Origin of the sequence: Winogradskyella pacifica (genome assembly GCF_003386275.1) — a bacterium.
Classification (GTDB): Bacteria; Bacteroidota; Bacteroidia; order Flavobacteriales; family Flavobacteriaceae; genus Winogradskyella; species Winogradskyella pacifica.
Genome location: NZ_QREI01000003.1, coordinates 348585 through 370036, shown reverse-complemented (window position 1 = coordinate 370036; position 21452 = coordinate 348585). Strand labels below are relative to the sequence as shown.

The following is a 21452-nucleotide window of genomic DNA, read 5'->3' as shown; positions in this document are numbered from 1 at the left end:
TTGTGTGGTTTCTAATTGTTTAGGTAGTTGGAAAATTGTTCTATCATCATTACTCTATGAGCTACCATATTTTGATAATTCCAATTATTTTTTTCAAAGATTATATCTGATTTAAGCGAATCTAATCTTTTTTTCTTTATAAATTCTGTTCTTTTTACTGCATACATCTTGTTACTATACTCCGAGTTCATACTAGAGGTTAACAGTACTAAATTCCCAAAATCATCAAGCTTTTGTTTTTTCACTTCTTCCGAATCGGAAACGTTATAAATCAGGTCGGAATCATGTGGGTTTTGTGTTTGAGGACAAATATGCTCTACCGAATTTTTGGCAGTCATTCTATAGTTTTCCCAGAGTTTCTTTACCTCTTCTGTTTTATATAAAATAAGCTCTTTTCTGTTCATCCATAAAATAAAATCGAGTTTATAAAACCAATAACTAGCAAACTTTGTCCCATTTTTCGAATTTAATATAGATGTAACAAAATCTACATTACCACACATTTCTGTATCATTTTTAGTTAACATACTAAAGCTTAATTCTTTTAGCTTTACCGTTCTTTCATTACAAAACATTTCATTGTCAAGTTCCTTTAAATACTTAAAAAGTATTGTTTCATCTACATTATCTTCTAACACTTTATTTAAAAATGGTGTAAGCCAATACTGCGTAATTAATTCTTGAGAGTGGTAAAGCATGCTTTGTAATAAAGCAAGTTTTTCGTTAGCATCTGGGCTTACTCGTCTTATAGAAATTGTTTCTTTATATTTTGATTTATATAACTTTTTAATCAAATGAGTTTCTTCATGATTGCTATCTGGATTGGTAACCCATTTAATAACATACTTATCAAAACGCACTCTAACCTGCCATAAAAGTTTAAAGAAATCAGCAACTATATTTTCATCATTTAGATTTTCATTTTTGAAAGCATCTTCAAATATTTTAATTAAGTTTTTTTCTTTTACTTCTGCACTCTCTAAAGGCTTTAAATCATTGATTTTTTTAAATTGAAAAATACGTAAAGTGTGCAGTAAAAGCATAGGGAACGTAATTATACTTCTTACTTCTTCTGAGCTATACTGCGTTTTATCTTCATTAGAATCATCCTTTGTGGTTAAAAATTGATCATCATTAATGATATTTAAAAGGTTTATAGAATCAACCTTTTTTTCAATTGCTTTTAATTTAGGTAAAATATCAATTGGCACTTCTTCATACTTGTCTTCATTCTCCGCAACTTTATCTGGAAACAACTCTCCCCATGTAAAATTAGCCGTGTCTTTTAAACTTTTTTCTACATATTCATCCATAACAGAACATGCATCCCAAATCATTGCATATTTTTCTCTATCAGGATCGTTCTGTAACCGATGAAGTAATCTAGACTTTAAAATTTCGTGTTGTTGTAATTGTACTCCTCTATTATTCATAGCCTCAAACACCTTATTTTCATCTGTATTTATTGGCATTTCTGTAGCAATTAAGCGAATATTTTTAAAAATATATTCTGACATTTTATTTAAATCTATATCATCTATTCCTTTACTTTCGTTGTTAAAATAGGTCTCGATTGTTTTTTCAGCAGAAGAAATAGCTTTTAATTCCTCGTTTTCAGAATTCGTTAATATAAAATTGTGTTTAGAGAAATATTTATTCGCAAAATCTCTTACAGAAAAATGCAAACGACAATCAAAATTATTGGATTTATCGTTTTCAATTCTATTTCCATTTATATAAGTAAACTGCTCTAAACCTCCTCTGTTTAAAAATTTACTAATTAACCACAGTGTTGTAAACCTTTGTTGACCGTCTATTAAATCAAATTGCTTTTTGTTATTTTTTATAACAACAATACCGCCTAAGAAAAAAGGTTTAGTGGCGTCTGTTAGAAATGCATTTTTAATATCTCCTAACAAAGTATTAATTTGTTCCTCTCCCCAAACATAAAGCCTTTGATACAAAGGAATATTAAATCTCAAATTATCAGAAACTACTTTGCTTAAAGTAATTTCTTCAGACTTAATATCAATTAATTGCTTGTTATTTTCTAATAAGTCTATCATTAATCCAGTCTTTTTTATTTAACATGGTTTCTGTTTCTTTTTTGTAATACCATCTTACTGAGTTGTAATAATTCCCTCTCACACCTTTGAAATTTTCATTAGTATTATTCTTATATAAATTATGATCGGTAATACTAATTAAAAAATCAAATACTTCTTGTGGCTCATAACTCATATCAATTACATCTAATAAATTTTGTGATTGATCTCTTAATATTTTTATAATCGTTTGAGCTACAATTGCTTTTTGGCCCAAGCGAATACTTCCTAAAAAATAATCTAAATACAAGGCGAAATCATACAGCTTTTCTCCTTTGAATTGATCATAAAAAGAAATAGAACAAAGTTTAAAAAACCCTTTTAAGTAATTGTTTATATTGATGTAAACTGTATCGTAAAACTTAATAAATTCACTATCCGCTTTTTCTAAAAACAAATGATTATATAATGCTGTATATTTTTCTGCATATAAAAAAAAGCCTACTCCTTTTTGTATCGGTTGTCTTAATGTAAATGGATAATCCTTCTCTTTTGTATTTAACCATAAAGAATTAGTTTGTAAATTCACACCTTTTTGCTCATCAAACACTAAGTTTGAAGCAAGTGTATTAAAGGCATTTGGATAAAGTTTAACTTTTTTTACTTTACTTTTTTTACTGTTTTTTTGAAAGGTGTTTAGAATAGCTGTTTTAGACTCATATTCAAGCCATTTTCCTTTCCAGTTTCTATTTCTCCATAAATAATGATCAAACAAATACTCTAGAAACTTCCCTTTATTATTTGAGTCCCATTTTCTAGCAAAAACAGCTTGAAGATCTTCACTATATTTCAATTCTCTTAAATGATAAGATTTTAAAAAATCAATTGCACTTAAAGATACACCACGATTATTTTGGCTATCAAAAAAAGTAAAAGCCTCATCTTCAGAAGGAGTTATAATAACGGTGAAAACTAATTTCTTTAAAATATCATCAAAAAAGTTTTTTATGATACCTTCATAAGAAACTAAGTAGTCGTAGTTTTTCTTAATATTTTTATGAGAAATATTAGACTTATAATTTAAATTGAAGATATCGTGTGAATAACCATTATCCCCAAATGCTTTTAGCATTAAAACTAAAGTAGTTATTCTTTGTTGACCATCTATTATTTGATATTCATCATTTTTTTTGTACAATAAAACAGTACCTAAATAATAACTATCTGTATTACCTTGAAAAATATAATCTGTAAAAAAATGACTTCTTAAATCACTAAATAATTGATCTATTTTTTCTTTATCCCACACATAGGGCCTTTGATAATCTGGTATTGTAATATTACTTTTTCTTTTAAAAAAAGAATCAATACTTACTGTTCCAACTAATGTATTGCCTTGCTTAACATCTTTATTTAATACCTTCCCCATTATGCGTACAAATAGCTATTTAACTCCTTAATAATTCGCCCCGTTTCATTTTTAAACACTTTATCTAAACGCTTTAATCCTCCATCAACACTAAACGGTGGGTTATTTAAATCTTCTAAAGTAATTATGGATTCTTTTTGTAGTTGAGCTTCTATTTTATCTAACCATTTCAGTTGAATCTGGTTCCATTGATGTGAAGCTTTGAGCTTAGTAACAGCATTAGCTATACGCTCTTGATGACTTACTAAATTCTCTCCTAAAGCAGACGTACGGATATGTGCAATAATGTCTGCAACAATATCAGTATTAGTCACTTCTTTATACGCTGTATTAAGATTGTTTTTATTAAAACCCTGAGTATCTAGTATTAATCGTAATTCTTTTAATTCGGTACGTGTTAAACTACTCGGTTTTGTGCATACAATGTTTAAAGCCGCAATTTCGTTTCTGTTATTATTTATAAATTCGGCGAAAGATTCTAGATAATCTTTAGGCTTTAGGTTTTTCTCGTAAGCACGTGATACCTCTTCTACTTTATCTTCATGGTCGCTATATAATGTGCCATACCCTAAAGCTTTTCCTTTTTCACGATCTAGAAACTCCCATAAATGGCCATAATCGTCAATAGATTGGTTGACATGTTCAATATCTGTAGCTTTTAACTTTTTAGCAAAATCTCTAACCGTTGGTTCTCCAGATAGTATTTCGAATTGCGCTTTCTGTTGCTCACTAAAACTAGAAACTTTGCGCTGAATTTTTGCAATGATACGGTCTAGCTTCACTTCCTTTGCATAGTCATCTTCAATAATAGCCAATTCTTCTACTAAGTTAGCGAAGCTTTTGGTGACTAAAGGTGCTACAGGTTTCATCACCTGTTCTTTAGACATAATTTCAGTAACACCTACGCAATCGTATATCTTAAAAACGTCCTTACCAATCTCATCACAACGTCTTGTGGCGCGACCAATCATTTGATCGTATAATATACGTGAGTTCACCCGACGTAAAAACACCAAATTAGAAATACTTGGCACATCGATACCTGTAGTTAATAAATCTACAGTAACCACAATACTTGGATATTGATCGTTTTTGAATTTGCGAAGTAAATCTTCGCGATCGTATACCTCTCCTGTTATTTTAACTATGGCTCCAGCATCTGCATCTTCTCCAAGCTCTGCAAATTCCTCATAAAGTAATCTTACTATAGTATCTGCATGGGCATTGGTTGCTGCAAAGATTAGAGTCTTTCCTTTATGCTCTGGTAAAATACCGTAGGTAGAAATCAATTCGTTTAAAATAACACGGTTGAAATTTTCGGTGATCACTTTGCGATTAAAGCCTGTGATTTCTACTTTAATTTCATCGTCTGTAACGCCTAAGTCTTTAATTTCATTCCCCTCTGGATCATACACTTTGACTTCATCACCTTTCTCCCAAACAATACCTCCTTTAGATAATGTGGTTTGAAAGACATAAGGAGGTTCAAAATCTATTAGATAACCTTCTATAACGGCTTGGCGATACGAATACATAAATACAGGATCTCCAAAAATATCTTTTGTATGTAATGCTGGTGTTGCGGTTAAACCAATGCGGTAAGCATCAAAATAATCTAATACCATGCGGTATTTACTCTGAAAGTCGAGTTGGTCTCGAAGAATAAACTCTTCTTCGTCCATTTCTTTATCTAACGTATAACCTCTATGCGCTTCGTCTACGACTATACAATCATAATCTCCCACACTAGGCGAATCATCGGAATACGCTATACGCTGCACCATACCTTGTACGGTTGCAAAGTGTATTTTTGTGTCTAATTCTGAGGCTTTATCTTCTAAATCTTGTAGATCATATATTTGCGCAAAGGTTTGTAAACCTTCAATATGCACTTCCTTAAAAGCATCTGACGCTTGTTTCCCTAACATACGTCTATCCACCAAGAATAAAATACGTCTAAAGCGACCAGACTTAATTAATCGGTAACACATCCCAATCATGGTTCTGGTTTTACCAGTACCTGTAGCCATGGCTAGTAAAGCACGTCTGTCTTCTACATTATTAAGAATTTTTTGTTCTACTGCTTTAATCGCGTCAACTTGATACGCTCTTAAACCTAAACCACTTGGATCTGATAATAAATCGTAATCTGTTTTTTTAAGTTTTTCTACCCCTTCGTTTTCGTCGTAGTTTAACTTTTCGACCAAATCTCTTGGCGAAAGCCAATCAGGTAAAGGTCTGGCTAAATTCTTCTGGTCTCTTCCATCCCAAAACCAAATACCAGAAGCGGTTTTAAATTGATCTAAATAGGGTCTTCCATTAGTAGAAAACATAAATGGCACTTTATAAGTAGTACTATTGGGATGCGTAGGAAACGTAATATTGTGGTCATCAGTTACTAGTTCGCTATACGTTTTAGCTTGCCCTAAATCGCTCATTACATTTTTAATGTGCTTCTTGGCTTCAACAATTCCAATAAGTTCTAAACCATTAAACAAGGCATAATCTGCCCATTTCGTTCCACATCTCCATTCGGCAATAGCTATCTGTCTTCCTTTTTGCGGAAGCGTTTTCTTCGATTTATAATTTAAAGTTGGTGTATCACACTCCCAACCCGCATCTCTTAACTGCTTATCAATACGGTCTCTTGTTTCTATTTCAGATTCTTCGGTTTTCCTAGCCTTTGCATAAGCACGTTCTTTTCGTTGCTGCTTGGCTTCCGCTGTTATTTGAGTATGCTCTTTTACTTTTTCTTTATAGTTGGCAACCTCTTTTTTTAAGAGTTCCAGTTCTTGCTCTAGTTCTGCAGTCTTAGAATCCTCTTTTACAAACCAAGATTCTTGTGGTGTTTCATAATCTACAAATACCTCTTCATTTTCATAAACTTCAACAAACCATTTGGTTAAATAAAATGCTTGTCTAAGCATATATCTTGCTTCGGCTTGCGTGCCTTCTCCAGAATGCGATGCTTTGTTTCCTGATTTTCTAATCGTATGTAGAATAGAAATCATTTCTGGAGGAATATTAGCACTGTTTCCTAATACACTTAATCGGGAAACCTGTCTATTATCATAAGGTTCTTCAAGTTGCTCAAAATCGATTAAATAACTCGATAATTTTTCTGCAAGAATGCGTAATTTAGATAAGGTAGTACTTGGGTCTATATAAGCGTTTCGCTCTGCAAACAGTGCTAATTGTAATAACTCAATATAGTTATCCCTTAGAAAACTAAAATTTGATTTTAAAGCTAGGTTTGTCATAAATAAGCATTAGTAATTCTGCGTTTAGAAAAACGCAAAACGATCAGTCAATTATAATTTAAATGTAGGGAGTCTAAAGATAGGAAAAGTAACATGTTTGCAAAATGAAAGTTGTAGTATTTTCATAAGATGATTACTAAACAAAAAAGTGCTCCATCGTGAAGCACTTAAAGACGCTGAAAAGCCTAATTATCCTTCCTCTGCAAATAAAAACTCATGAATTTTGATCAAATCCCCGCGTCCCATTTGCACCAAATCTTTCGAGGCTTTTAGAAAAATACCAAGAGACCGTTCGTTATAAACCAATTTCATGTCTTCTGAATAATCCGTGACGACATACATGTCCCCTTCCAACTTAAAAAAGGGTATAACCAGCTTACTTTTTACCTTAACACCTTTGTCCACTACTCGTCCTTCTTTTAAAGTACTTTCTAAAGTAGACTCATCTTTTTCGCTTGAGGAAACTTTAACATAAGCAACCATCATGTTCATCCATTCTACATCATCAATTAAGTACCAGGTTATTTTATTAAAATTAATGCCGCTTTCATTAATCCACCCCTGACTCGTAAAGGCAAACAACACTTGTTTTTTACCATTTAGCTCAGGCTTATCCTCAGGCGTAAATTCTTGTATCTTATAAGAAATAACAGATACAGCAGACATATCTTTAAGCTTCTTACCATCAAAATCTAAGGTCTTTAAAGAAAAGCTTGATAACTCTGGATGGTTCGCCAAGATATACTGTGTGGCCTTAAGCTCCGCTTGTTCTTGCATTTATTTTACAGCAGCAAACCAGCACCAATTGCAAGCAATCCACCTGCAACAGCACCTGCGATAGCGCCATCGTTTTGTGCTTTTATTTTATTTGGTAACACCATGAAGCAAATGATGGTAAAAAGTAATAGTTTTTTCATTTTGAATTTATTTTAGGTTATCGTGAGTGTTCTTAGTAAACAAACATAAATAAAACTATACGACAGACCTTACGGTATTCCGTAATGAAAAACGCGCTACGCTCTACTAACACCCCAAACTCAGAATCACGCATCACGAATCACCAACAACCAACCACCAACCACAAATCACGAATCACGAATCACCAAAACAAGCTAATCTTTTGACCTAGCTAGAATAGAAGATATGGATTTGTACCCCTCTACAAAATTAACTCCAATAGACACATAAGGTCTTCCGTTTTCACCTACTAAATACCAACCATAACCAACTTTAACTGAGCGCAGCAAAGTAGACACAGATAATCCTAAGCCAACATTGGTGTTCTCATTACCATCTTGAAGAACTAATAGTTCTGGCCCAAAACTTGGATTAATAAAATTTTTAAAGAAACTTGCTCCTTTATTAAGTTTATAATGAAAACTGATACCAGAGCTACCTGCGGGTTGAAAATTTGCATTATTCTGATTAATAGTGTTTACCCATGAAAATCCACCACTAGGAGTGGTTTCCCATCCATAATCTTCATATTCAAAAGTAGTAGTAAATGAGACATTCCCATCAGAGGTATTTATAATGGTTACAACAAGTTTATCCTTTGGTTGCGGGTTAACCATACTTGTATTTACCTCTGCCTGAATTGGTTCTCTCTTAGTTGTCTCTATTTCAAAATTATAAATTAAACTCGTTTTATTATCACTGTTCCTTGACGTAATATTTTTCTCAAAATTAACCTGATTAGTTTCAACATTCACATCAAAATAGCCACTTACAGCAATCGGAACAACACTTCCATCTATTCTTTTTAGATAAGCACTTGCTGATAATTGTGTTGACTTTTCAAGTTTACTATATATTTCTTCTTTAAATAAAATATTAATAATAGATCCGGGTCTTATATAATGATATGAGGATAAATTTGAAGGTTTTGAGATCACATCATTCCCATTTAGTCTTGGATTCCTAACAATAAATTCTGTAAATGCTATTGGGTTTCTAATATCATTCTCAAACCAAAAATCGTTATCCTTTTTTTCAGCTTCTTTCGACTTCATCATAGGATTAAGCAACGTACTGACGTCAAAATTAGTGTTGGCTTCAACAGACTTAGCTTTTAACTGTTCGTTAAACTCAAAAAGCAATGCCTTTATATTCACTATTTCCAAATGCAACACTTCTACTTTACTTTTATAAACTTTTATTAATGAATTACTTGGATCACTTTCATTCAATTCCACAAGGAAACTTTGGGCTTGTTTTAATGCGTTTTGTTTAGTTTCTAAAGTTTTATTTTGATCTTCAATTTTCGCTTCAATAGTTTTGATTGTGTCTTGCTCTTGAGAAAAAATGAATGAGGTACATAAAACTAATGTAAACAAAAGGCCTCTTTTTAAATTTTTCATAATATGGTTGGTTTTAATTAATAATTCAAATTAAAAGCATTGAGTAAAGCACCCTCAATAAAAGCACACTAAACAATAACAGTATCCTCCAACACCACAGACACAGGCCGATGATCACTAGAAATGGTTTTAGGGTTAGAATCGGCATTCACCCGCTCAAAAATCTCATGCTCTACCTGCCCTGCTTTCGCATGCACCTTTAACGGAAAGCTGCCATTGCACAAAGGTTGGCTCACCAAAATATGATCGATAAGCAAAGGGTTTTTACTGGCTGGAATTTTGAGTATGGGATCTCTAAAGCGTGCCGTCCATCTAAGGTCTTTAGCCACATCAAACAACACGTGGTTAAAATACTTTTCGGCCATTAAAACTTCACCTTGCAGATTCTGTATCAAATCGAAAAACAGATAATTAGATTCAAAATAATCTTGCCCTGGGCCATCATTACAATCTCCTAAAATCACTAAAGCTGGCGCTTCTAACTGTCTAAACTTCGCATCTACATAATGCCGAATATTACGGGCTTCTGTAGCGAGTTTTACGCGGGCTTTTAAAGCAGTGTTCACATAATCACCAGTGAGGTTCTGCTCAGCATCATAAGTAATGGGGTCTTTATTAATCTTAGATTTAAGATGCACTCCAATGCATTCAATTTCTTTACCGTCATCTAATCTATAAATCAAGACTTGCGGCTGACGGTAATGCTCGTGGTTGTCGCGTTCAAATTGCCCCCAATAATTCACCTGCCAATTATCACGACCAATAAAAGAGTGCCATACGGTAGCAGCTTGTATACGACATTGCGGTAATACCGATGGCTTTACCAAATACCAAACCCATTGCGTGCCACGCATATCATAACCATAATCCCGATCCCGATCTCCCACTCCATCAGTTGGACCTTGTAAAAGCACAGGTACCCAGGCATTATCTAATACCTTATCGCAAAAGTCAATAATCTTAGCTTCCCCTTTTGGACCTTCAACGACTAATAGGATGTCGGCGTTAATTAGAGTAATGGTGTCTTTAACACGCCCAATCCGTTCTAAAATATCTGCAGAGGGATGGTCTTCAATAAGTTGCTGACTGTGTTTTACGTTCCAAGTTGAAATTTTTAGTGGCATAATTCCGTGGTATTATGTTCAATAGGGATAAAATTAATAGCTATCAGTATAGCAAACCATACCCAATAATGGGTAATCTTATTAACATGTGTCAACATCGAATTATAGTAATTCATACGGTTAAGGAAGCCGTACTTAAGGGATGTATTAAAATTACAAATAATAGCTAAACAACTAACAGCAAACAAGATAAAACACCAAATTCATCTTTATAATGCATTTTCCAAACCTAATCCCCAACCAACAACCTCCAATCACCGATCACCAACCACCAATCACCAACCAACAACCAATCACAAATCACAAATCACAAATCACCAATCACCAACCACCAGCAACCAACAACCAATCACCAACAACCAACAACCAACCAACCAACCAACCAACCAACCAACCAACCAACCACCAACAACTAACAACCAACAACCAACAACCAACCACCACCCCCCAACCACAAAAAATCCCGCAAAGGAAACCAATGCGGGATTCAATCAAAACCTAAAAACTAAAAGCTAAAGGCTAACAGCTAAAGGCTAACAGCTAAAAGCCAAAGGCTAACAGCCAACAGCCAAAAACTAAAGCCCAACAGCAATCTTCATACTATGGCCTTGCGCAAGCTCATAAAGCTCACCATTCACCATCTGAAAAAAGACAATAGCTGTAGCACCAAGAAGAACGGTCGTGACCGGTACGGGAGCAAACGCCGTTAAATCCGTCGTTAAACTCGTAGCAGCCCCAACCATACCACCAATGGCAATAGCATTGCTGTAGGTTACAACACCAACACCATTAGGTGTTTCCTCAACAGGCACATAGCCTTTGGTAGCCACATCCCACTCATAATTACTCATATAACCAGACGCTAAAGCAAGTTTAAAATGCGTAGCACCTGATGGAATATTGACGTAAGTATCAGTGTTAAAATCAGGAATATCCCAAGTAACACTATCTCTACTCGCGTTAATCACAGGCCCATCGGATGGAGCATTAAAATTGGCATCAAATGGTTTAGAAATATTAAAATCCAAACCAATAAATTGCGTTACGTTGTCAACAACATTATACAAGCGTTGACCACGCAAACCTACTCCATTGCCCACAATACCTCTAAACTTTCCCGTAACACGAGAACTGATATAAGAGTCAGCAACCAATCGCGAAATAGAAGCAAATGCAGATCTAAAAGCTTTACCACACTTCGCAGCGCCACCAAATTCTTGCATATTCTCACGGGTTCTAATGTACTCAGGATCGTTCATTATACGATTCCTGCTAACACGGTTTTTAGTCTTTACAAAAGACTCACCGTTCTTTCTGTAAAAGGTTAACCCATCCAGGGTACCTTCTAATCTGATAAAAGAATTATTCTTAGCCATAATATTAAGATTTATGATAGGTAGAGCTTTATGGCATTTAAGCCCAACCAATCTGGTTAGCGTCGTTCAAACCATTTGAACATACGATAGATGAGGGATTACAGTTGCAAACAATACCGGTAATTATTAGTAAGCAAATTCACAATTAACTAACCAACTGTTTATCAAACATATATAAAATATTTTAAATCGTAAACATCTCATTTTCAAGTATTTTCAACAAAACCTAAGATTTTCAGAAAATTTTCTATTTCAGCAACATGTTTTTAAACGTTTTTTGAAAAATTATTACCCCCACCCGAATAACCTCTGAGAATTTCATAAAAATGCACACCCAGTCCAGAAATAAAACCACAAAACACTAACCAACAACAACTTACAAGCAAACAAAGCTTCAATCCCCAAACGCCCCAAGCGACATTTGTCACTTTAAACTTCACACTTTTCACTTTACACTTCACACTTTTCACTTTTCACTTTAAACTTTTCACTTCAAACCACCACCAACAACCACCAATCACCAACCAACAACCAACCACAGGCGCATCATAAGCGCATCATAAGCGGGTCATAAGCGGGTCATAAGCGGGTTCGCTATACTTTTTTCCTACAAATCGTAAATAGTGGTATATATAAAGCTGGCAGAAGTCGCCAATTGAGAGGCTGCAGAGCGTATAAAAATTAGTTTAGAATACTTAGAAACCATTAAACACACAAAAAGGCAATTATTTCTAATTGCCTTTTCTAACCACAACACTTACGATTATAGTATTCCCTAAAATATTAAATCCCGATAAGTGCTGGGCTTTTACTTATATGTTGTTGTATTATATCACTCCTAAATCTTTGGTAATCGCCACCAAATGTATGGCATTGTTGGCTTTAAATTGCTCTCTAAGTTTATTTAATCGTTTTTCAATGGTACTTAAGCTGTTTGGCGTAACTCCATTTAACTTAAGGTTACTACTAATTTCGTCTTGAGACTGGCCTTCAGATATCATTTTTAGTAACCTAATATCATAATCGTCTATTTCTAATTGCGACTTAGGGCTCAGTGCCTTTTTAACTTGTGGAGAAACATAAATCGCTTTTTTAGATACCGCTTTTATAGCTTCTGCTAATTCGGCACTGCCATTTCTATCTTTACACACGTAGCCATTGATATGATAAGTATTGAGTAAGCCTCTAATCTTTTGAAGCTGATCTTTCATAGAATATACGATGATGGGTAAATCTGGAAATTCTTCGCGTAGCTTTTCTATAAGCATTTCGCCAGATGCTATGGTTGTATCTCTATGATCTTGTTTAAACGAGAGATCCGTAATTAATAAATCGAAATTACGAGCTTCTAAAGCGCCTTTTTTTAATTTTAGATACGCCTCATCACAGTATTGCGATTTTTCAATTGATTCCACATGCAATTCCCGTAATATCTTTGTGATACTCGCAAGAACCGCATCGTGATCTTCATTAATTAAAACGTTCTTAAACATTACTATATGGTTATATTAGCTTTGAATCCTTTATCTGGATGTGTTACAAAAGTAATAGTTCCATTAATAGATTGAATACGGTTTTCCGTATTCTGGAGTCCATTTCGCTTTTTTAACGTCGTTCCTACTCCATTATCGCTATAATTAACCTGAAAACCGTTCTGATCTTTAGTAAACATGATGACCACAATAGAGGCCTCACTATGTTTTTTCATATTGATTAACAACTCTTGTAAAACCCGATATAGCGTAAGCTGCTTTAACTGCGGTATGGTATCCCAAGCGATGCCAGAAAGTCCTTTGATAATAACATTGGTTTGGGCATCATTATAACTTTCTAATAATTCTTCTAAATATTCTATAAATGGATAGTCGTCATTTAAAACACTGTGCTTTTTAGAGATATCTCTTGTTTTAAGATATAAATTATGGAGCTCATTTTTAAGAACTTTATGCTTTATTTCTTTATGTTCTAGTCTAGTCATCACCTGAAAGACATCACTTGCGATCTCATCATGAATTTCTTTTGAAATACGCGATTCGGTATGAAACACTTGTTGTAACTTTTCTTTTTTATGTCGTGATCGAATTACAAAATATAAGAAGACCGATGCCAAAACTACAAACGCCACTATTAACAGCGCATAAATGGTTCTAGATTCTTGTTTTTCTTTTTCGAGTTGACTCTCTAAAGCTGCTCTTTTATATTCTGAATGGTCATATTTAAGTAAGGCATATTGGTTTAATTTCGCTTTCTCTGCCGCATATATACTATCATTCAATTTTTTATAAGCTCTAGCAATAGGGTCATCGCTTAGCTTTACTAATAAACCCAACGCTCTATTTTTATAAGAAGCGGAATTTAGTTTTTCTGCAAGTTGAAGCGACTTTAAAGCATAGGCTTTAGAAGTTTCTTCATCATCTATTCGGTCATAATAATCCGCTAAATGCGAATAACTAGTGTAAATGGTAGAGCTGTCTTTTTGGGACACCCTCAACTCTAAAGCCTTCATCATTAAAGTTATACCATTCGCTTTATGTAATTGCGATGCAATAACCCCATAATTATCGAGTATAAGCGCGTGAGTAATGGTATCGCTTATTCTTGGTAATAACTGATAGGCTTTAAGTATTTCTTTTTCGGCATTAGTAATGTCATCAAACTTACGGTACACAATAGATAGATTGTTATAAATCTTAGCACTGTCGGAGGCTGATTCAGACATTTTAAAAGCATTGGTATACAACTCTATGGCTTTGGGTTTATTCTTTTGCTCAGAATACATTAAGCCTAAAAGATTATAGAAACTTTTACGTGTTGCTGTAATGTGAGGTGAGGGCGTGCTAGCATCCAAAAATCGTAAGGCTTTTACAGCGGTTTGTTCACTCTCATTATACTCCCCCTTTTTATAGGCTATACTCGCAATATAATATAAATTCCTAATGGCCAATATGGTATCCCCCTCCTTTATTGCTTTATCATAATTACGATTGAAATAGATTTCGGATACCATTAAATCTTTCGCACTTTGAGGCTTTAGAGCCAATGCCTTATAATAATGCTCATTATCTATGCTTTGCTGTGCAAATGTGTATTGAATGCCTGTAAATAGCAGTACACTGCTTAGGCTAAATAAAAAGAGAAATGAACTAAGGTTGGGTTTCATGCCTCAAAAATAATAACAAAATATGACTACACCACCTTTTTCTGCTTGCAGTTGAAAGGCGCACTAAGCGTCTATCTTGAAGACACCTTAGATAAAATTTACAAACCCTATTAAACAAGCCGATGACATAACGACTTTGGAAAGCCGAATGGCTCGGCGATATGATAATGAGCACGTTAAATAAGTGAAACCTTTTCAATTCCATTTGCGTTAGTATTTATTTCAAATGAGAAACGCTATATCTCTTATTAGACCTATTTTCGGAATGTATTAAATTAAAAACCAAAACATTATGAAAAACCCAGAATATAGTGATCCAAACGCAAAGCATGAATTGGACTTTTTGAAGGAGTATCAGAAAAAAGGCTATACCCATAATTTTAGAGTACAAGACGATTCGTTAATTGCTTCGGGTGAAGACACCAAATATAAACCTGAAGACGTGTTTATTGTTGCAGAACATCGCTATGAAGGCATGAGTGATCCGTCTGACCAATCTATTCTTTATGTGATTACAACGGAAAACGATAAAAAAGGAACCATTCTTAATGCGTATGGCCCTTCAGCAGATTTAGATATACATGAATTTATTGAAGCGATTCCTGAAAAGAATAAGAGTCAAGATGATAGTATTTTGAATATTGACTAAGCCAGTATTTGATAACCTACTGTTTTCAATTTATTATTTAGAGACGCGAAGCTTTAAAAGTTGAATAATCATGAAAGCTATGGTTTATGCTAGATTTCAAACGGTTAGACACTATAATATCTTTCGTCAAGGTTAATTAATAAAATATATCATTAGCTTCTTAAATTTATTTAAATAAGATGAATTGAGCAAAAAACTTATCTAATCCGATTAATAGTAATGATCCGTTGTAATTAATTTTAGACTAATAAATAACACATGCAGTGAAACTATAATAGGATTATATAGCACTGTACTAAAACATTATAATTATGGCACTATTTGATAAAAAAACAGAAGAAAAACTTAATGACCTCATCGAGAAAGCTTACGATGCAGAAAAAGGATTTAAAAAAGTGGCAGAAAATGTGGACAATCCTAGATTAAAAACATTTTTTCTTAATAAGTCGCGCACACGCAGTGGTTACGTCAACGAGTTGACAGATACGCTAAGAAATAGCGGAATGGACATCACAGAAAGAGATGGCAGTTGGTCAGGGTCCTTACATAGAGCTTGGATAGATACCAAAGCATTCTTTTCTATGGATAATGATGAATCCATGCTAGAAGAAGTTAGGACTGGTGAAAAACAAGCCATTGACGATTATAACGATATCCTCAACAATTACGAGTTAAACCCAACCGTGAGAGCGCTGCTATTAAAGCAAAAAGCTGAGATACAAGCGAGTTATAATAAAGCCGATTATTTAGAGGGTATTCAGTAATTCGCTTTATGACGTTAGCGTTAAGTATAAAGGGTTTGATGTACACTGTTAGCGCTGTACATCAACCCTTTTTTTATACCATGTAAGTTGAGCACCTATGAATAACACTGCATAAATTCTATAATTATGAATAAACCGAAATCATTTCCAAAGCAAGATCAAGAATTACCTGGAAAACAAAGTAAAATGACTCCAGAACCAGAAGTTATCCGTGAGGATTATAAGGGTAGCGATAAATTAAAAAATAAAGTGGCGCTTATAACGGGTGGAGATAGCGGTATTGGGAGAAGTATTGCCGTACACTTTGCACGAGAAGGTGCCGATGTGGCTATTATTTACCTTTCGGAAACAGCAGATGCAGAACACACCAAAGCACAAGTTGAAAAGGAAAACCAAACCTGTCTGCTTATTAAAGCAGATGTACAACATACCGACCAATGTGACAAAGCATTAGCACAGTGTATTTCTACATTTGGCAACTTAATATATTGGTTAATAATGCAGCCGTTCAATTCCCCAAGGATACTATTAAAACTATTTCAATGGAGGATTTTAACACCACCTTTAAGACCAATATATACCCTTATTTTTATCTGTCTAAAATAGCTTTAGAACATCTAAAAGAACACGATTGTATAATTAATACAAGTTCTGTTACAGCCTATAGAGGTAGCAATCATTTGGTAGATTACGCGAGTACCAAAGGAGCCATCGTGAGTTTTACAAGATCCTTATCTAAGCAGTTGGCAGAAGCTAAAATCAGAGTTAATGGTGTGGCACCTGGTCCTATATGGACTCCATTGATCCCTGCAACATTTGATGATGTTAGCGATTTCGGAAAAGACACTCCATTAGGTCGCGCAGGTCAGCCTAGCGAAGTGGCACCAGCTTATGTGTTTTTAGCTTCTAAGGATGCTAGCTATATTACAGGGCAATTTATTCATGTTAATGGAGGTGAAATTATAGGTAGCTAAGTTAGCCCTTTACCTACTGCACCTAAAAGGCCAATTGCGATGTACACACTGAAGCATTTAACCAAACATAAGATTCTTACATTATGAAAACGTCCACATTAGCTCTCATCGGTTCGGGACCTACTTCAATATATGCCTTGCAGCATATTTTGGATAACTCTGAAGTTTTAGGTAAGCAATTTCATCTGATTTCAATATTTGAGAAAAGTTCTAAACTAGGCTATGGCATGCCATTTAACCCTGAGTTTACAGATATTTATAATCTGGCGAATATTTCCTCTGAAGAGATTCCGAAATTACCCCAAACCTTAGCTAATTGGTTAAGAGCACAAGACCGCAACTATTTAAAAGATTTAAATGTTGTTGAATTCCCTATAAAAGATACAGAGGTGTACAGCCGGATTGCTCTTGGCGCCTATTTTAGTGCTCAGTTAAAACTTTTACTTCAAAACCTAAAAAGCAAAGGTTTTACCATTGCCACCTATCGCAATCACAACGTTATTGATATTAAAACTATTAGTAATACTACAGCTGAAATTATAACCGAAACGCATCGTTTTAAATTTAATAAAATAATTATAGCAACGGGGCATCACTGGGAAAACAAAGACCAATCCGAATCTGGTTATTACGATTCCCCTTGGCCAATCTTTAAATTGCTTAATCCCTCTAAGGACTATTATAATTTTGATATCGGGATTTTAGGCGCTTCCCTTAGTGCTTTTGATGTGGTAACGTCCTTAGCGCATCGTCATGGAACATTTTTACGTAAAAACAATCGGCTTACATTTAAATTACATGCTAAAGCCTCTGGTTTTAAAATTACACTGCATGATGCTAACGGTTGGCTACCTCATTTGCAATACGAGCAAGAACAGCCGTATAGAGAAATCTATAGGTATACCACACGCGAAACCTTAGTAAATCTTAAAAATGAAAAGGATGCTCTTTTTATAGAGACTTACTTTGATGAAATTTGTAGACCAGCATTATTAAATGCTTTAGAAAAAGACGATTTAAGAGATGTCATACAACTGTTGAATAATAACAGTTTCGATTTTAAACAGTTTATAGAAACTATGGCAAAAAAGCACGAATACCTTGATTCTTTTGTTGGTATGCGTGAGGAATTAGAATTAGCTGATAAATTACTGAAACGAAATAAACCCATCCATTGGATGGAAACCTTAGATGATTTAATGTATAGTCTAAATTTTCATACCGATTTGTTTTCAGCGGAAGACCATCTTTTTTTCAATACTGAAATTAAGCCATTCCTTATGAACGTGATTGCTGCACTACCGTTACAATCTGCCGAAATTCTATTAGCACTTTATGAGGCGGACTGCATAGCGTTGATTAATGGCAAGGTTGAAATTCAAAATAAGACAACTCATGGCACACACCTAAAAATTGTTGATGAAGACAATAACGAGACCACCAAAACTTACAAGCTTTTTATAAACTCTTCTGGTAATGACACCATTGCATTTGATAATTTCCCTTTTAAAAGCCTGAAAATAAACGGTGATATTTCAATGGCAAAAGCCAAATTTAAAACCCTATCACGCATTAAAGATGTGCGGTCGTCAGTTCCTGAAGACGCGCTACTACCAGTTAACGACACATTGTTTCTTAATTTAGGAGGTATTGCCATAGACAATGTTTATCGTTGTCTTGATGAAAATGGCCAGCCGTCGCAAAGCATATATGATTTAGCCTTTAATCATATTTATGGATTGCGACCTTATTCCTATGGATTGCAAGCGTGTAATGCCACGAGCCAAATTATGGTCACCTCATTATTAGACTCAGCATTACAGAGCGACGAGCCTGTAGAAATCCAAACGATTACGCACACTTATGATGAAGAGCGTACGCTTTAAACATAATTAGTCGTCTTATGGTTTTACATTGTCAAAGAAGACAGAAAATTATAACCCACATTTCCTATGTTGACATTAGAAAAGTAAGCACAATCCCCTGCGTACAATTAAGTTGAAGTACCGTTAACAATTAAACATGTTCCGTCTATGACGACTTAAACTATTCAAAACAATAAAATATATAATGCCAAAAGGGGTATAGATTTATGCGGATGAGTTAACGAATGGTAGTGGATTACGTAATTTTAAATGCGAGTAGAATATCTAAAAATTCATACGATGGCTAAGCAAAAAACCACTACAACCGAAAAATCAAAAGACCTTAAGCAATTTGAAAAAGATGCGGAAAACCAGGTTATGACGACTAACCAAGGTTTAAAAGTTAACGACACCAATAATTCCTTAAAGGCTGGTGAACGTGGCTCTACCCTTTTAGAAGATTTTTTATTGCGAGAAAAAATTACGCACTTTGACCATGAGCGTATACCAGAGCGTATTGTTCATGCTAGAGGAAGTGCGGCTCATGGCTACTTTGAACTCTATAATAGTATTGAAAAGTATAGTAAAGCTGGCATTTTTACGGACACCAAGAGAATAACACCAGTATTCGCAAGGTTCTCTACAGTAGCTGGATCTAAAGGCTCTGCGGACTTAGCTCGGGATGTACGAGGGTTTGCAGTAAAGTTTTACACTCAAGAAGGTACATGGGATTTGGTAGGTAACAATATGCCTATCTTTTTTATTCAAGATGCGATGAAGTTTCCAGATTTAATCCATTCGGTAAAACCCGAGCCTAATAAAGAAATTCCACAAGCAGCCTCTGCCCACGACACTTTCTACGATTTTATTTCGCGTTCTACCGAAACACTACACAACCAAATTTGGGTAATGAGCGATCGTGCTATACCTCGAAGTTTACGTATGATGGAAGGCTTTGGTATTCATACGTTCCGATTGATAAATGAAAAAGGCGAATCACACTTTGTAAAATTTCATTGGAAACCACTATTAGGTGTTCATTCTGTAACTTGGGATGAAGCTGTAAAAATTAATGGTGCAGATGCTGATTTTCACAGACGGGATTTATGGGATGCTATTGAGGCGGGACAATACCCAGAATGGGAATTGGGAATTCAAGTCGTAGCTGAAGAAGATGAGCATAAATTTGAATTTGACTTATTAGATCCTACGAAGTTAATTCCTGAAGAATTAGTTCCAGTTGAAATTATTGGTAAAATGACCTTAAATAGAAATCCTGAAAATTTCTTTGCCGAGACGGAACAAGTCGCGTTTTTACCTGGGCATATCGTTCCTGGAATAGACTTTACAAATGACCCTCTACTTCAGGGCCGTTTATTCTCGTATCGGGATACCCAGTTATCGCGCTTAGGAAGTCCTAATTTTCATCAGATTCCAATTAATAGACCTATTGGAGAGGTGCATAACAATCAGCGAGATGGACATATGCAAATGGATATACCAAAAGGTCAAACGGCCTATTTCCCCAATTCTTTAGGCGGTGGCTGTCCACATTTGGCTAAAATGAGTGAAGGTGCATTTACCTCCTATGAGGAACGTGTAGATGCCAAAAAAATCCGAACACGTAGCGAAAGTTTTAATGATCATTTTTCACAACCCGCACTATTTTATAGAAGTTTAGCCGATTGGGAAAAACAACACGTTGCAGAAGCCTACACCTTTGAACTTGGAAAATGTACTCAGAAATCTGTTAAAGAACGGATGCTATGGCTTATTGCTCAAATAGATAAGGATTTATCTCAAAAAGTAGCAGAAGGATTAGGACTTAACATTCCCGATACCATTGAGCAGCCCATTAACCAAGCCATTGGAGCGGATGCCGATGTAAAAAAACATCAACCTCCAAAAAAGAAAAACTATTTAGATAAAGACAAAGCTTTAAGTCAGGCTCATACAAAGTTTAATAGTATAGCTACAAGACAGATTGCAGTATTAGTTAGCGATGGGTTTTCAATGAAAGATTTTAGCACCATGAAAAAGGCCTTAGAAAAAGAGAATGCTATGGTAAAACTAATAGCTCCTCACGGCGGAACAGTAGTGTGTGATGAGCATATGGAACATCAAGTTGATGCGGCTATTATGACTACAGAAAGTGTGTTGTTTGATGCTATTTATATTCCAGGCGGCAAAACCGCTATTGACAAATTATTAGAAGAAGCTAAATTTAAGAAGTTTGTAAACGAGGCTTTTAAACATTGTAAAGCTATCGCCGTAGATAATGAAGGTGAACATTTACTAGACAAAACATTTGTGGCAGATTATAAAGATGATAAGACTGTGTTTATTAATAAGAAACCTAAAGCATTTATTGATGCTATTTCAAAACATCGTAATTGGGATAGAATGGAAATTGCCGCTCAGGTTCCTGCTTAAATAAAAACAATCG

The 21452-nt window shown here is 34.7% G+C and carries 15 protein-coding genes and 1 pseudogene; 6 read left to right on the top strand and 10 right to left on the bottom strand.

All coding sequences use genetic code 11. The features are described from left to right. Positions 1-11: 11 nt before the first annotated feature. The 7 genes from DFQ09_RS08745 to DFQ09_RS08720 form a co-directional block, all read right to left on the bottom strand. Positions 12-2066, bottom strand: coding sequence for a DUF262 domain-containing protein (locus tag DFQ09_RS08745; RefSeq protein ID WP_115809438.1), 2055 nt, complete (start codon positions 2064-2066; stop codon positions 12-14). Continuing rightward, positions 2044-3474, bottom strand: coding sequence for a DUF262 domain-containing protein (locus tag DFQ09_RS08740; RefSeq protein ID WP_115809436.1), 1431 nt, complete (start codon positions 3472-3474; stop codon positions 2044-2046). The genes DFQ09_RS08745 and DFQ09_RS08740 overlap by 23 nt, the downstream gene beginning before the upstream one ends. Continuing rightward, on the bottom strand, positions 3474-6734 hold the full coding sequence (gene hsdR, locus DFQ09_RS08735) for a type I restriction-modification system endonuclease (protein ID WP_115809434.1): 3261 nt from the start codon (positions 6732-6734) through the stop codon (positions 3474-3476). The genes DFQ09_RS08740 and hsdR overlap by 1 nt, the downstream gene beginning before the upstream one ends. A gap of 189 nt (positions 6735-6923) precedes the next feature. Continuing rightward, positions 6924-7511: a hypothetical protein gene (locus tag DFQ09_RS08730; RefSeq protein WP_245940334.1), complete on the bottom strand. Its 588-nt coding sequence runs from the start codon at positions 7509-7511 to the stop codon at positions 6924-6926. A 5-nt stretch (positions 7512-7516) separates the two neighbouring features. Next, a complete protein-coding gene (locus tag DFQ09_RS19110) occupies positions 7517-7651 on the bottom strand; it encodes a hypothetical protein (protein WP_262511075.1) in 135 nt (44 codons plus the stop codon). Between the two features lie 195 nt (positions 7652-7846). Continuing rightward, a complete protein-coding gene (locus DFQ09_RS08725) occupies positions 7847-9094 on the bottom strand; it encodes a kinetochore Spc7 family protein (protein ID WP_115809432.1) in 1248 nt (415 codons plus the stop codon). 68 nt (positions 9095-9162) lie between these two features. Then, a complete protein-coding gene (locus DFQ09_RS08720; RefSeq protein ID WP_115809430.1) occupies positions 9163-10218 on the bottom strand; it encodes an endonuclease/exonuclease/phosphatase family protein in 1056 nt (351 codons plus the stop codon). Positions 10219-10432: 214 nt separating this feature from the next. On the opposite strand from DFQ09_RS08720, the gene DFQ09_RS18895 reads away from it, so the two are divergent. Next, positions 10433-10720, top strand: a complete 288-nt coding sequence (locus DFQ09_RS18895) for a hypothetical protein (RefSeq protein ID WP_181897164.1) — start codon at positions 10433-10435, stop codon at positions 10718-10720. A 73-nt stretch (positions 10721-10793) separates the two neighbouring features. On the opposite strand, the gene DFQ09_RS08715 is transcribed toward DFQ09_RS18895, so the two are convergent. From DFQ09_RS08715 to DFQ09_RS08700, 3 genes are all read right to left on the bottom strand, one after another. After that, complete coding sequence (locus DFQ09_RS08715; protein WP_147298342.1) at positions 10794-11594, bottom strand: hypothetical protein; 801 nt, start codon at positions 11592-11594, stop codon at positions 10794-10796. A gap of 827 nt (positions 11595-12421) precedes the next feature. After that, positions 12422-13087 (bottom strand): DNA-binding response regulator, encoded by a 666-nt coding sequence (locus DFQ09_RS08705; protein WP_115809424.1) that lies wholly within the window; start codon positions 13085-13087, stop codon positions 12422-12424. A gap of 2 nt (positions 13088-13089) precedes the next feature. Beyond that, on the bottom strand, positions 13090-14754 hold the full coding sequence (locus tag DFQ09_RS08700) for an ATP-binding protein (RefSeq protein ID WP_115809422.1): 1665 nt from the start codon (positions 14752-14754) through the stop codon (positions 13090-13092). 292 nt (positions 14755-15046) lie between these two features. Between DFQ09_RS08700 and DFQ09_RS08695 the strand changes: the two genes are divergently transcribed. The 5 genes and pseudogenes from DFQ09_RS08695 (at position 15047) to DFQ09_RS08675 (ending at position 21439) form a co-directional block, all read left to right on the top strand. After that, positions 15047-15403 carry a hypothetical protein gene (locus DFQ09_RS08695; RefSeq protein ID WP_115809420.1) on the top strand — a complete coding sequence of 119 codons (357 nt, stop codon included), beginning with the start codon at positions 15047-15049 and terminating at the stop codon, positions 15401-15403. Between the two features lie 311 nt (positions 15404-15714). Next, entirely contained in the window at positions 15715-16167 is a 453-nt protein-coding gene (locus DFQ09_RS08690) for a ferritin-like domain-containing protein (protein WP_115809418.1), read from the top strand. Between the two features lie 126 nt (positions 16168-16293). After that, positions 16294-17141 (top strand): annotated as a pseudogene (locus DFQ09_RS08685) (SDR family oxidoreductase). A gap of 83 nt (positions 17142-17224) precedes the next feature. Then, positions 17225-19027: an FAD/NAD(P)-binding protein gene (locus DFQ09_RS08680; protein WP_115809416.1), complete on the top strand. Its 1803-nt coding sequence runs from the start codon at positions 17225-17227 to the stop codon at positions 19025-19027. Between the two features lie 279 nt (positions 19028-19306). After that, positions 19307-21439, top strand: a complete 2133-nt coding sequence (locus tag DFQ09_RS08675; RefSeq protein ID WP_115809414.1) for a catalase — start codon at positions 19307-19309, stop codon at positions 21437-21439. The last annotated feature ends 13 nt before the right edge of the window (positions 21440-21452 follow it).

Bases quoted from the DNA above. Each gene is read 5' to 3' on its own strand.
- DFQ09_RS08715 (WP_147298342.1), bottom strand. From the start codon at position 11,594: ATGGCTAAGAATAATTCTTTTATCAGATTAGAAGGTACCCTGGATGGG.
- DFQ09_RS08690 (WP_115809418.1), top strand. From the start codon at position 15,715: ATGGCACTATTTGATAAAAAAACAGAAGAAAAACTTAATGACCTCATC.
- DFQ09_RS08695 (WP_115809420.1), top strand. From the start codon at position 15,047: ATGAAAAACCCAGAATATAGTGATCCAAACGCAAAGCATGAATTGGAC.
- DFQ09_RS08675 (WP_115809414.1), top strand. From the start codon at position 19,307: ATGGCTAAGCAAAAAACCACTACAACCGAAAAATCAAAAGACCTTAAG.
- DFQ09_RS18895 (WP_181897164.1), top strand. From the start codon at position 10,433: ATGCATTTTCCAAACCTAATCCCCAACCAACAACCTCCAATCACCGAT.
- DFQ09_RS08740 (WP_115809436.1), bottom strand. From the start codon at position 3,474: ATGGGGAAGGTATTAAATAAAGATGTTAAGCAAGGCAATACATTAGTT.
- DFQ09_RS08725 (WP_115809432.1), bottom strand. From the start codon at position 9,094: ATGAAAAATTTAAAAAGAGGCCTTTTGTTTACATTAGTTTTATGTACC.
- DFQ09_RS08705 (WP_115809424.1), bottom strand. From the start codon at position 13,087: ATGTTTAAGAACGTTTTAATTAATGAAGATCACGATGCGGTTCTTGCG.
- DFQ09_RS08745 (WP_115809438.1), bottom strand. From the start codon at position 2,066: ATGATAGACTTATTAGAAAATAACAAGCAATTAATTGATATTAAGTCT.
- hsdR (WP_115809434.1), bottom strand. From the start codon at position 6,734: ATGACAAACCTAGCTTTAAAATCAAATTTTAGTTTTCTAAGGGATAAC.
- DFQ09_RS08680 (WP_115809416.1), top strand. From the start codon at position 17,225: ATGAAAACGTCCACATTAGCTCTCATCGGTTCGGGACCTACTTCAATA.
- DFQ09_RS08700 (WP_115809422.1), bottom strand. From the start codon at position 14,754: ATGAAACCCAACCTTAGTTCATTTCTCTTTTTATTTAGCCTAAGCAGT.
- DFQ09_RS19110 (WP_262511075.1), bottom strand. From the start codon at position 7,651: ATGAAAAAACTATTACTTTTTACCATCATTTGCTTCATGGTGTTACCA.
- DFQ09_RS08730 (WP_245940334.1), bottom strand. From the start codon at position 7,511: ATGCAAGAACAAGCGGAGCTTAAGGCCACACAGTATATCTTGGCGAAC.
- DFQ09_RS08720 (WP_115809430.1), bottom strand. From the start codon at position 10,218: ATGCCACTAAAAATTTCAACTTGGAACGTAAAACACAGTCAGCAACTT.